Source organism: Anabaena sp. CCY 9613 (genome assembly GCF_963920895.1).
Taxonomy (GTDB): domain Bacteria; phylum Cyanobacteriota; class Cyanobacteriia; order Cyanobacteriales; family Nostocaceae; genus Cyanocohniella.
In genome coordinates this window covers 42,573-54,741 of record NZ_CAWUDE010000012.1, presented here as the reverse complement: position 1 = coordinate 54,741, position 12,169 = coordinate 42,573, and the positions used below count along the sequence as shown (strand labels likewise).

The 12,169-nt window shown below is 40.9% G+C and carries 14 protein-coding genes; 8 read left to right on the top strand and 6 right to left on the bottom strand.

Annotation, left to right across the window (positions count from 1 at the left end; translation table 11 throughout):
* Window positions 1-444: 444 nt before the first annotated feature.
* Window positions 445-2,175 (top strand): ATP-binding protein, encoded by a 1,731-nt coding sequence (locus ACM0OT_RS15315; RefSeq protein WP_414565327.1) that lies wholly within the window; start codon window positions 445-447, stop codon window positions 2,173-2,175.
* Window positions 2,176-2,222: 47 nt separating this feature from the next.
* Here ACM0OT_RS15315 and ACM0OT_RS15310 read toward each other — a convergent pair whose 3' ends face one another.
* Together ACM0OT_RS15310 and ACM0OT_RS15305 are read right to left on the bottom strand one after the other, a co-directional pair.
* On the bottom strand, window positions 2,223-2,468 hold the full coding sequence (locus ACM0OT_RS15310) for a DUF6737 family protein (protein WP_414565209.1): 246 nt from the start codon (window positions 2,466-2,468) through the stop codon (window positions 2,223-2,225).
* 74 nt (window positions 2,469-2,542) lie between these two features.
* Window positions 2,543-2,983: a hypothetical protein gene (locus ACM0OT_RS15305; RefSeq protein WP_414565208.1), complete on the bottom strand. Its 441-nt coding sequence runs from the start codon at window positions 2,981-2,983 to the stop codon at window positions 2,543-2,545.
* Between the two features lie 420 nt (window positions 2,984-3,403).
* Here ACM0OT_RS15305 and ACM0OT_RS15300 point away from each other — a divergent pair, with 420 nt between their 5' ends.
* Window positions 3,404-4,171: a D-Ala-D-Ala carboxypeptidase family metallohydrolase gene (locus ACM0OT_RS15300; protein ID WP_414565207.1), complete on the top strand. Its 768-nt coding sequence runs from the start codon at window positions 3,404-3,406 to the stop codon at window positions 4,169-4,171.
* 84 nt (window positions 4,172-4,255) lie between these two features.
* Here the strand turns inward: ACM0OT_RS15300 and murG are convergent, their stop codons facing one another.
* On the bottom strand, window positions 4,256-5,329 hold the full coding sequence (gene murG / locus ACM0OT_RS15295; RefSeq protein WP_414565206.1) for an undecaprenyldiphospho-muramoylpentapeptide beta-N-acetylglucosaminyltransferase: 1,074 nt from the start codon (window positions 5,327-5,329) through the stop codon (window positions 4,256-4,258).
* An 85-nt stretch (window positions 5,330-5,414) separates the two neighbouring features.
* Between murG and ACM0OT_RS15290 the strand changes: the two genes are divergently transcribed.
* From ACM0OT_RS15290 to ACM0OT_RS15275, 4 genes are all read left to right on the top strand, one after another.
* Window positions 5,415-6,380 carry a nuclear transport factor 2 family protein gene (locus ACM0OT_RS15290; RefSeq protein ID WP_414565205.1) on the top strand — a complete coding sequence of 322 codons (966 nt, stop codon included), beginning with the start codon at window positions 5,415-5,417 and terminating at the stop codon, window positions 6,378-6,380.
* A 188-nt stretch (window positions 6,381-6,568) separates the two neighbouring features.
* Entirely contained in the window at window positions 6,569-7,342 is a 774-nt protein-coding gene (locus ACM0OT_RS15285) for an SDR family oxidoreductase (RefSeq protein WP_414565204.1), read from the top strand.
* A gap of 580 nt (window positions 7,343-7,922) precedes the next feature.
* On the top strand, window positions 7,923-8,522 hold the full coding sequence (locus tag ACM0OT_RS15280; RefSeq protein WP_414565203.1) for a tRNA-(ms[2]io[6]A)-hydroxylase: 600 nt from the start codon (window positions 7,923-7,925) through the stop codon (window positions 8,520-8,522).
* 18 nt (window positions 8,523-8,540) lie between these two features.
* The gene (locus ACM0OT_RS15275; protein ID WP_414565202.1) at window positions 8,541-8,942 is read left to right on the top strand and encodes a VOC family protein; all 402 of its coding nucleotides are present in this window, start codon (window positions 8,541-8,543) and stop codon (window positions 8,940-8,942) included.
* A gap of 12 nt (window positions 8,943-8,954) precedes the next feature.
* Here ACM0OT_RS15275 and ACM0OT_RS15270 read toward each other — a convergent pair whose 3' ends face one another.
* Genes ACM0OT_RS15270 through ACM0OT_RS15260 form a run of 3 tightly spaced genes read right to left on the bottom strand, consistent with a single transcriptional unit; the run spans window position 8,955 to window position 10,526 of the window.
* Window positions 8,955-9,953, bottom strand: a complete 999-nt coding sequence (locus ACM0OT_RS15270; protein ID WP_414565201.1) for a phosphotransferase enzyme family protein — start codon at window positions 9,951-9,953, stop codon at window positions 8,955-8,957.
* Between the two features lie 20 nt (window positions 9,954-9,973).
* Complete coding sequence (locus tag ACM0OT_RS15265) at window positions 9,974-10,219, bottom strand: DUF4926 domain-containing protein (RefSeq protein ID WP_414565200.1); 246 nt, start codon at window positions 10,217-10,219, stop codon at window positions 9,974-9,976.
* Window positions 10,209-10,526 (bottom strand): DUF6883 domain-containing protein, encoded by a 318-nt coding sequence (locus ACM0OT_RS15260; protein WP_414565326.1) that lies wholly within the window; start codon window positions 10,524-10,526, stop codon window positions 10,209-10,211. The genes ACM0OT_RS15265 and ACM0OT_RS15260 overlap by 11 nt, the downstream gene beginning before the upstream one ends.
* Window positions 10,527-10,922: 396 nt before the next feature.
* Here ACM0OT_RS15260 and ACM0OT_RS15255 point away from each other — a divergent pair, with 396 nt between their 5' ends.
* Window positions 10,923-11,402, top strand: coding sequence for a GNAT family N-acetyltransferase (locus ACM0OT_RS15255; RefSeq protein WP_414565199.1), 480 nt, complete (start codon window positions 10,923-10,925; stop codon window positions 11,400-11,402).
* Between the two features lie 34 nt (window positions 11,403-11,436).
* Window positions 11,437-12,138 carry a ComF family protein gene (locus ACM0OT_RS15250; RefSeq protein ID WP_414565198.1) on the top strand — a complete coding sequence of 234 codons (702 nt, stop codon included), beginning with the start codon at window positions 11,437-11,439 and terminating at the stop codon, window positions 12,136-12,138.
* Window positions 12,139-12,169: the final 31 nt, after the last annotated feature.

The following is a 12,169-nucleotide window of genomic DNA, read 5'->3' as shown; positions in this document are numbered from 1 at the left end:
AATCCAATTTTTTCTAAAATTGCGTATGCAGCCCTTGTTTGCTGAGAATTTTTAGATAAAGCTGCTTTATTGCGTAACAAATCCCATAGGTGCAATTTATCACCATTAATCATATTTTCTAATGATCAGAGCCAACAGAGAGTATCAACCCTAACAGATTTACCCTAAGGGAGTGATGCTATTTTGGAGTCTTCTATGTTATCTGAGTGTTAATCGTTAAAAATATGACCTCCCAGCTACAATTTCAGCTGATTCAGAGCCAGTATTTTCTGGAGAATGTGAGTACTTGACAGACTCAGTATATAAATATAGTTAAAAGATTTGATGAATAAAAATATACTGCCCGGTTATGAAAAACCCTGTGAAGTAATTGTAGTTAACACAGACGGTTCTACCTTTCCTGTAGACCCGCAAGGCAAAGTAATTTCTTTCCGGGGACAACAAATGCAGATGGTAGTGGCTGAAGATATTACAGAACCTCAACAAGTAGAAGAAGTCTTGCAACTCAAAGAGCAGGAGCGGCGCAAACAAAGTCAGGCGCTAGTGCAATTAGCTAGAAGCAAAACATTTCAACAAGGAAATCTGAATGCAGCACTCAGAGAAATAACCGAAATTGCAGCGCAAACCCTCTCAGTGAAGCGAGTTGGCGTGTGGTTGTATAACGAAGACCGCTCTGCCATTGAATGTATCAATTTGTATGATGTGAGTAAACAAGAACATACCTCTGGTAAATATTTTTTAAAAGCGAATTATCCTGCTTATTTTCAGGCGTTAAAAGAAGAACGTAGCATTGCAGTCCATGATGCCATCGAAGACCAAAGAACCCAAGAGTTATCAACGGTTTATCTTTCTGTATTTGGTATTGCATCTTTGTTGGCTGCACCCATTTGGCTTGGGGGTCATTTGGTGGGGGTAGTCTGTCATGAACACTTTGGCGAGGTGCGTCATTGGAATTTGGCGGAAGAAAATTTTGCCGCCTCAATTGCAGATTTTGTCACCCTGGCTCTAGAAGCAAGCGATCGCAACGCCGCACAAGAAGCACTACGACAAAGCGAGACTCAATTTCGGGCAATTTTTGAGCGTTCCTCCATTGGTATTGGCCTGATCAATCTCAAAGCACAAGTAGTGGATATTAATCCCGCCTTGTGTCACATGTTGGGATACAGCCGCCAAGAACTATGTGGTCAACGCTTCATCAATTACATTGCTCACCAAAAGGGAGATTTAGCAGTTTACAAACAACTAATTTCCGGAATCCATCTAGACGATGGTAAACAACTTGTCGTCAAACAACACATTGAGATGGAAAGACGCTTAATACACAAAGATGGTAGCCTAGTTTGGACTCAAATATCCGTTTCTATACTTCCAGACAGCAATGGTGCACCTGAATGTTTTTTAGCGATGATTGAAGACATTACTGAGCGCAAACAAATAGAGTTAAAACTACGTGCTTCTCAAGCAGCAGCAGAAGCGGGTAGTCGGGCAAAAAGTGAATTTTTAGCAACCATGAGCCATGAACTACGGACACCTCTCAATGCCATTATGGGCTTGTCTCAGTTGCTACAACAAGAAATGGTTGGCTCACTCAATGAGAAACAAAAGGAGTATATAAGTTGTATATACAGCAGTGGTGAACATCTACTGGCAGTAATTAACGATATCTTAGACTTATCTAAAATTGAAGCAGGTAAAGAAGAATTATCTGTATTACCTTTGTCAGTACCAGAGCTATGTAATTCTGTCTTATCGACAGTCCGCGATCGCGCTATAGAAAAAGGATTAGACCTCACAAGTGACATTGATTCAAAAGCAGGTATGTTTGTTGCTGATGCCCGGCGTGTCAAACAAATGTTAATAAATCTTTTAACTAATGCTATTAAGTTCACCCCAGCGGGTCAAGTTTCTTTACTAGTGCAAAAAGTACCTGAAGGTATTAGTTTCACAGTTTCTGATACTGGTATTGGGATTGATGCCAATCAGTTTCAATTTCTATTTGAGCCTTTTAAACAATTAGACAGTCGATTAAATCGTCAATATGAAGGTACTGGCTTGGGTTTGGCTTTGACCCGCAAGTTAGCCCGGTTGCATGGTGGAGATGTCACAGTAGTATCAAAACTAGGTAAAGGTAGTCAATTCACTTTATTTTTACCAGACCAAACTTATCCGGAGTAGGAGATGCATTTAGGAATTACGCAAAAAACCTCTCAAATCCTCATTATTTATTGTTGTATGGAGTCACGTTGATATGATTCTAAAACGCCACTGCGAATCATGAGCTGCGGCCAAATTAAGAGAAAAAATCCCATCCATGCTAAGACAGGTATGGCAACGAGGACTGTTAGCCAAATAATTTTAAATAATAACCAACTACCGCTAATTATTATTACACCTGTAAGTAGGATAGACCAAGGCTGACACCACCAAGGTTTGTAGTTCCAGGGACTTAAAGATTTGTGTTCAGACATTGGTCTTATGTAATGAGGGACTTGCAATTCCCAAAGTATCTCATGTTCGTAGAAAATAGCACAATTATTACTTGCTAGCGTTTTAATTGCACTCTCCATTCTTCCAAGGATATGTATTTGTTTTCGATTACATCTAAGACTTCGATAACATCACCTGTACTTAAGACACGAAACCAATAAATCGTTGTATTATGGTCTGGTTCATCCTCAAATACCCGAACTTTGTAGTAGGGATCATCGGGTGTCGGATAGCCATCAACAATTGCGTCAACTTTGATTGTCCCTTTGGATAGTTGTGAGATGGTACGTGCTTTGCGTTGTACTTGCGGCAACTGCCAAACTAAGTTAAAAGCTGTTTTTTCATCAATTTCTTTGGTAGCCTGAGAAACCTTAACAGCAGTAGGCTCGTCTAAATCTACAAAAGATTGTGAGGATTTGAGATTTATTTGCAAATAGTGTTGGGGCTTCTGGCTAATAGCTAACTTATCTGTAAATCCCATTAGCAGAGTAGCCATGATAGGACACCATATTAGTTTTTTCATGCTGTTTGGTATAACGGCAAATCATCCATGTAACAAATTGTAAAACAAAATCAGTCCAGAGTAAAATCGCCTGGATTTTGATCAATGAAGTCTAGATTTTTGACGGCTCCGCGTTTGTAAAACTTAATACATATTTTTTATGTTACAAATAATACTAAAGCCTAGCCAGTCTTGAGTTAGATAGGATATTTTGTGTACGAATAGGAAAAAATTAAGGATAAACACTGTAAAACCTAAGTAACTAAAAAAACTATAATCAAGCAGCTTATATCTGTATTTCAAAATTTCCCTTGCTTGAAATTCGCAGCATAGTGGGTATGGCGATTTTCAGGAATCACCGAGGAAATAACTGTAGCTTCAATTAGTCAATCGGCAATTAAAGGAGATGCATCAATGACAACAGTTCTAGGGGAATTTCTGAATTTAAATAAAATTCAGTCTGACAATAGCACAATCAAACTCACTGAATCTGATACTGACACCATTAAAGAAGTCCAAACTTTGCTGAACCAGGCAGAAATTTATCAGGGTCAAATTGATGGTATCGCAGGTGATTTAACCCAAAAAGCCTTTGCCCAATTTAAAGAAAGTGTTTGGCTAGATTCTCCGGAATTATTAGGGCCAACCACCGTTGCTGCATTATTAGAGATTGCAGTAAATCATACAGTCATTGAAGAACAAACCCAGAAACTTACACCCTTACCTACATCGACTTTAGGCACTAAAACAGGTCGAACTATGAGGTTAGTAACTGGTATGACCGTTTACCAAAATGAATTGATAGTTCCTGGCATACCTCTAACTTGGGGAGAATTCACTCAAGGATGTAACCCGGAAAGAGCGCCAGAATCTAGAGCTATTATTAATAACATTATCAAAACGACTCAAGGTTTTGGCAAAATTCGTGAGAAATACGGTAGTGCCATTGCGATCACTTCTGCTTATCGCCCACTTGCTGTTAATCGACGCATTGGAGGTGCGCGTTATTCTCAGCATATTCAAGGATTAGCAATTGACATTGCCCCTGCTGACGGCAACTTTTCCCGACTTATGGAAATTTGTCGCGCCTCTGATTGCACTGGCTTGGGAAGAGGAATGCATAGAGGTTTTATCCATTGTGATTGGCGTCCTGGTGGTCGTGTAGTGTTTAATTATCCATAAAATAATGATATTTGGAGAAATCGCAGGCAAGAGAGTCGGGAAAGGCAGGACTTTAACTCATCCCTTTGTACCTCTGCCTGTTTTTTATGTTTCTAAAACTTCACGCAGTAGAGAGGCCAACTTATCAGCACTATCAGGAACTGCGATCGCCTTGGCATTATCTGCCATTTTTGCCAGTGCTGCTGGTGATTGTAATAAATTCAAAACTTGAGTTTGCAATATCTCTGTTGTTAACTCTGATTGTGGGAACGTTAAAGCCGCACCAGCTTTAGTAAATACGTCAGCATTATAAGATTGATGGTCTTCGGCAGCAAAGGGGTAAGGAATCAAAATTGCTGGGGTTCCACACACTGCTAATTCTGTTAAACTCCCAGCACCAGAACGACTAATTGCTAAATTGGCTCGTCGCAACAACGCCGCCATATTCTCGTAAAAAGGTAAGGCTATGTATTGTGGATGTTTGAGGCTATCTGCTTCAGGATCGCGATCGCCTGTTAAATGTACTACATAAGCACCGACATCAAACCAGGCTGGCGCTGATTGGCGCACTAACTGATTGACTGCAACTGCACCTTGACTACCACCAAAAACAACAATTAACGGAACATCATCAGGAATTGGTAAATCCAGGGTTGTATCCAATCCGCCATCTAGGAATTGGGAACGTACGGGAGTCCCTACACAGACATTTTGGGCGCGCGGCAAATATTTAGCAGCAACGGCAAATCCTAAAGCTACCGCAGTACACCAGGGGCCAAAAAACCGAGTTACTTTACCCGGTAAGGCATTCGATTCATGGAAAACCACAGGTAACCCCAGCGATCGCGCCGCAATTACACTCGGCCCAGCAATATATCCCCCGGTGGTGAACACGCCTTGAAAATTACCCTGTTTGAGAATTTGTCTCACTTCGAGAATCGAAGCAATCAATTTACCCAATATACGTAACGAAGACAAGCCAAATCCTTGCTGAAACCCTTCAACTGCAATAGTATGCAAAGGATACTGTTTGGGGACAAGTTGAGTTTCTAAACGATTGGGGACACCCAGCCACTCAATTTTATACTCTGGCAATTTTTCAGCCAGTGCGATCGCTGGAAATAAGTGTCCACCAGTCCCACTAGCAGCTATTAATAATTTTATTGGTGCATTTGCCATCAACACTCTACCGTTTAGCGCCTAGCTTAACTAAGATAAAACAATTTCCTGACGTTCTCTACTTAAATCAGTAAACTCTTACCAAATGAATAACATTACTGCATTATTACTGAAACATCAACGAAAATTTCCCAATGGTATTTGGTTAATTTTATCTTTGCTGATTCTTGGTGTAACTAGTAGTTGGCAATCTGTTAAAGCCAGTACACCACCAAACTTCCTACCCAACTCTTCTTCTGTGGCCAACGCTACACGTACAGAAACGATTTCTCTGAGGGAAAGGCTAATCAACTGGAGCGAAAGCAGAAGAGCTTACACTTTCTCAGAAGAAGTAAAATCCGAACCATCAGTTCAACCCGTTGCTTTGCAGAATGCACCAGCTGAACTCAAAAATTTATTAACACAAATGGATGCCACAGCTAGCAAGGGGGACATCAAAGGTGTGATGCAACTATACAGCCCTACCTTCACTCATGGAGATGGGTTAAATCGCCAAACTTTGGAACAATCCTTGACGGCATTCTGGAAGCGATATCCACAGTTGCGATATAGTACAACGCTGGAATCTTGGAAATCTGAGGGCAACGCTATTGTAGCTGAAACGGTAACTAATATCACTGGGTTACCATCAGCTAATGCTAATAATGTAGGCCTCAATGCCACCATTAAATCCCGCCAGCGGATTCAAGGCGGCAGAATTGTCAATCAAGAAATTTTATCAGAACGTACCCTCCTGACATCTGGTAACCAGCCGCCCCAAATTGATATCAATTTACCTCAGCAGGTGAAGGTAGGCGAGCAATATAGTTTTGATGCCATTGTTCAAGAGCCACTAGGTGATGATTTTCTTTTGGGAACGGCAGTTGAAGAACCAGTGCAACCTAGCAAGTTTCTCAATCCCACCTCTGTAGATTTGGAATTGCTGACATCCGGTGGACTCTTTAAAGTGGGACGCGCACCATCTACCCCTGGTAATCAGTGGATTTCTGCCGTGATTCTCCGCGGTAGTGGCATGACGATGGTAACTCAGCGTCTGCAAGTGGTGAGGTAGGAAACCCCTCCGGGGAAGTTAAAAGGAGCCAGTGCGTTGGGGAGACAGCGCCGTGGTGAAGCAGTCCTATCTTGTAGCAACTGGCGCTCAAAAATCAAAAGTCAAAAATCAAAAAAGTTTAATTTTGATTGATTTGTCTTTGCTTCCCCGACTCTCTACTTTTGTTGACGATTAACTTTGAATTAATCATGATTACTGTAAACAATCAAGTAATTTTAATCACGGGTGCAAGTAGTGGTATCGGTACTGCTTGTGCGAAAATATTTGCGCGTGGTGGTGCAAGACTGATTTTAGCGGCGCGACGTGGGGAACGCTTGCAAGAGGTGGCAAACGCACTTAACAAAATGTACGGTGTAGAGATTTATTTGTTACCTTTAGACGTACGCGATCGCGTGGCTGTGGAATCTGCTATTTCTAGCTTACCCCCCCATTGGTCTGATATTGATATTCTGATTAACAATGCTGGTCTGAGCCGCGGTTTAGACAAGTTGCATGAAGGCAACTCTCAAGACTGGGAAGAAATGATTGATACCAATATTAAGGGTTTGCTTTACCTCACCCGTTATGTTGTTCCCGGTATGGTAAATCGTGGTCGTGGTCATGTGGTAAATTTGGGTTCCATTGCCGGACATCAAACTTACCCTGGTGGTAATGTCTACTGTGGTACCAAGGCTGCTGTTAAGGCAATTTCTGAAGGTTTAAAACAAGACTTGTTAGGAACTCCCATTAGAGTAACTTCTGTTGACCCAGGAATGGTAGAAACAGAATTTAGTGATGTGCGTTTTCATGGGGATACGGAACGCGCTCAAAAAGTTTATCAAGGAACGACGCCTCTGACTCCCGATGATATAGCTGATGTGATTTTCTTTTGTGTCACGCGATCGCCTCATGTCAATATCAATGAAGTGATACTCATGCCAGTGGATCAAGCTAGTGCCACCCTAGTTAATCGACAAACTTAAAAATAAAGCAAAATTACGGATTTTTTCACATAAACCATAGATAATCACACATGAATTTTCTGTGGTTTTTTATTAAGAGTATGTATTTACATTACTCACTGCTTAACATGCTCAAATTTCAAATAAAATGTGTGGGCTGATACAATAATTTCTAAATAACTGTTATAGGCTTTTTAAACCCTTTACTTATACCCTTAGGGCGGAAACTTCCGCTCAAAAAGCACCAGAGCGTTAGCAAATTACCCCGGACAAGGATGATTGGTGTTCATTCACCACAAAGCTTGTAGAACAGGATGAGTAATTTTCAGCGCCCTGGTGATTTACTTTTTTCACTAGTTAAAACAACTTTATCCGAGGCTGCAAATATTTACTATTGCAGCTGTGGTATTCTGTGGTCATCAGCATCGCTGAACACTAAATTATTAAGTATATTTACAAATATATATCCTCACAAGATGACAGACAATTAGAAAAACTGTCAAACATATTTGATGAAGTCTACCTGATTGTCCCATCCACTATTAAAATCAATTTGCTGGGATACTACACAATATTCAAATTTCCGGAGTTTTGTCACCCTGTGCTTACTTCTGTATTACCTACTATCAATGCCCTCAAGCAACCGACGAGTCATGCTTGGATCGAACAGGCCCTAGCTAACTTAGACATCATTTTGCTTGATCATTCTCACTGTGAACGTAAAGCCGCTGGGGTAGCACTCAACTTTATGTTTCGCTATCCTTCCAATACTAAAATGGTACGGGAATTAACTGCGATCGCCCGCGAAGAACTAGAACATTTTGAACTAGTTAACCAATGGTTAGAACGCCGGAATATTGCCCTGGCGCCCCTACAACCGCCTCCCTACGGTGCAGGCTTACGTGCTGCTGTGCGTCCCCAAGAACCCCATCGCTTTTTAGATTCTTTACTAGTTACCGGATTAATAGAAGCTCGCAGTCACGAACGTCTGGGACTATTAGCTACACATTGCCCTGAGCCAGAATTAGCTGCGTTTTATGGCAGTTTGATGGCATCAGAAGCCAGACATTACGGTACTTATTGGGTTTTAGCCGATACTTACTATGATCGTGCAATAGTTATGCAACGGCTAGACGAATTGGCAATTGTTGAAAGTGAGTTGCTGGAAAATTTGCATCCAGAACCAAGAATCCATAGTTAGTAGAATCAAGCAAAAGACATGATAATTCAATTAACACACATCAGGTTGCTAGTCTCCAATTTCAAAGATTGCTTTCTGTTTTATCGGGATGTGTTGGGATTTAATATTGATTGGGGCGACGAAAATAGTTGGTATGCCGAGTTGCACACTGGAGATGGTATCAAACTGGCTTTATTCAAAAAAGACTTAATGGCTGAAGCCGTCCCCAGCGCCTATCTGACTTCAGCAAACGACTGTCACAATAAAGTGGCTTTGGTCTTCGCCGTTGATAGTGTCGATGAACTATATCAGTATCTCAAAGAAAAAAATGTGACAGTTGTGACGCAACCCCAAGACCGTCCCACCTGGGGACTGCGAACCGCCCATTTCCGTGATCCTGATGGCAATTTGATTGAAATATTTAGTAATTTGGGCGCTTGAAAGTTTTGGTGGTTAACAGATTTGAATTTCTGCATTATCTAAACTTTTCAGCATGGCTAACCTTGTATCTAGCCAATGATCATCGAACCAACCATAAGGTAAAACATCACCTACAACACTTGTACTAATTCCCATAACCCAGATATGAGCAGTTTGAACAAATACGGGAATTGATGCTAGTTCATCTTTACTCAACTGGCGAATTGTCTGATAACCTTCAATAAAACTGTTTCTAACTTCAACGTCTATCTTCATCCTTAATGCTGCGTGTAAAAACTTTGCAATGTCAAAAGCACGCCAGCTATAACCACACTGATCAAAGTCAAACAATGTTGGTTTATTCTGCGCTGTAAAATGAGCATTACCTGAATGTACATCACCTATACAAATTCCATACTCAGGGGCTTTAAAAGGTAGCCTAAATCCGGCTATTTGGCTAGTAATTTTTTTGATTAATTGTTCAAGGTAGTCTAGCTCATGTTGACGATGTTTGTAGAGGCGTATAATTGCTATTAATGACCTATGAAGTAAATATTCACTATTTAATTTATTCCGAGTAAAACTACTCCTAAAGCAGTTTAATTCCTGGTGAATTTCTGCCAACACTTTTCCCAAAAAATAACTTTGGTCAGCATGAAGCTTTTCATTAACTGCACATCCTGGTGCATAAGTAAACACAGCCGCATAACGTACACCCTCCGGTGCTAAAACCTCTGTAGTAAAACCACCATCTTTTCTCAGAAGAGGGTATGCTACTGGCTGATTTTTGTTATTTAAAAATGCTAAAAGTTCTAACTCAAAACCAATCTCTTCTTTATTTCTCCAACTACATCTATAAATCCGTAAAATATATCTCTCTTGCTCAGTTTCTATTAAATAAGTATCGTTAAGCCCACGTTTATATAACTTACAACTGAGAGGCTTGTTAATTGAGTAGTTATCAAGTACAGTGTCAATTAAAGCTGACCCTTCAGGAATTGAATGAACTACAGGAATAAAAGGTGTGTCCATAAAATGTTGAGGTGGGCGACCTAAATTTCCGCCAAAGAGCGAACACTTAAAATTTCATGATTTCGCAGTGGTTTAATATCAGATATGGGAACGATGACAACAGCGATTGATTCACCAGTTGCATTGAATACTTCTAGAACACATCCTTGTTCGCCATTGCTGGGATGAGGGACAAAATCAATTAAAGTTGCTACATCACCTTTTTTTAATTGATATTCTTCTAAGTCACGATTTAAGGCGACACGCTGGTATGGTTCAAAGTTCATTTGCAGACTCCTTGTTGGGTTTGAGGGTGATAAACTGAAACTTGCCGTCAACAGTCCTTTGCAGCCAAACTGTAATCACTGCTAAGTTTTGCCCCTTTAAGCCGATTAATTCACCAGTAACGCGATAGAACATCCCATATTCATTATCTCTATCTTGTATTGCTTCTGTTGAATCTGCCAGTTGCCGAATTGCTGCTTTCAATAGTTCTGGGTTGTCTTGTGTAAATCCAGCTTTTGCGAGAAACTTTGATTTATCATCTTGTTCTCTCGGTACTAATAAGTAGCGAGTAATTTTTTCGTCGCTAATAATAGCATCAGGCGAAATTTTAATCTAACTGTTCCTACGACTTTCCCCGCTTCATTGCTTCGGCAATAATAGTGACACCATGAATTTATATAGACTCTACTGCAATTTCCATCTCAAAATAAACTTTTTTCACCTGATACACGTAAACTGGAAACTAAAATCGAGCCTGTTGACCCTACCTCAACGTATCTTCTAGGAACTCCTACCAGTGTCCACTTCTAACCAGCTATGCCACAGATATACCTTGTGGTATGTGGCTGTTAGGAAAGACTTACCGTAGTTGTGGCAAAATATATACATGTTAAAAGCGCCCCTCAGACAAAATCTCCCACAAAAGCAATTAACTGGGTAAATTGGGATATAGATTCAGAAAAATTTTCTGTGCAAACCTGACCCATGAAAAACTATTATCAAGATTTTTTGATTCGTAATTGGGAGATGGGCGATCGCACCAGAGCGGCCTCTGTCATCAGTTATGTACTATCAGAATACGGTTTGGGTTGGGAACCCAACGGCGCAGACAAAGACGTGCTGCAAGTAGAAGAATTTTACTTAGCTACTGGTGGCGAGTTTTGGGTAATTGAACACGAAAAGCAGCTAGTGGGTACTGGAGCATACTATCCCATTCAACGGGGAAAAAAAGCTGTAGAAATCCGCAAAATGTATCTTTTATCTAGTGTCAGGGGTTTAGGCTTAGGGAAATATTTGTTACAACAGCTAGAAGCAGCCATCGCCTCCCGTGGATTTCAGCAAGTTTGGATTGAAACCGCCAGTGTTTTGGTGGAAGCCATCAAGTTATATGAAAGTAATGGTTACCAACCAGCAACAGGTGTAGAAACAACACGCTGCGATCGCGTCTATGTTAAAACGCTATAAGACATGAGGGAGAAAATCTACCCAGTCCCCACCTATGCCCACCTGGACTAACAACCTCAAAGGCTTTCTCAATTTATTTCTACAATCCAATTGTCCTTTGTGTCAAAAACCTGCTTCTGGTGAATTTTGCTTATACTGTGCTAGGCAATTGTACAACTGTCACCACCAAGACCCTACGACTTTGTGGCAAAAACCAATACCAGTATTTGGCTGGGGCATGTATGGCGGCCCTCTCAAACGAGCGATCGCCACGATGAAATACGACAATCAACCCCAAATTGCCCGTCCTTTGGGTCAATGGCTGGGAGAAGCATGGTTATCAAATTTATCACAGTATAAGCCTTTAGTTATCCCCATCCCACTCCATACTAGTAAGCAAAAACAACGCGGTTATAACCAAGCTGCACTCATAGCCCAAAGCTTCTGTCAAACAACTGGATTAAAATTACAAGTCAATGGTTTAGTAAGAGTCCGAGAAACTGAAGCACAGTTTGGTTTATCGTCGTCTGAGCGACAAAACAACTTGGTTGCAGCTTTTGCTGTCAGTCAAGACTTACGCCGTCGTCGTTTAAAAATCCCAGTGTTGTTAGTTGACGATATCTATACAACTGGTGCTACAGCCAGATCCGCTGTGCAAACATTCCAGCAGTGTGGAATTGCCGTTTTAGGGTTAGCAGCCGTTGCGACTGCCGTCAAAGACAAATATCCTGAGAGTTCCTGGGCAAGCCATAGCTGAGAAATCTATAATTGGTCGAATACCCTGTTTT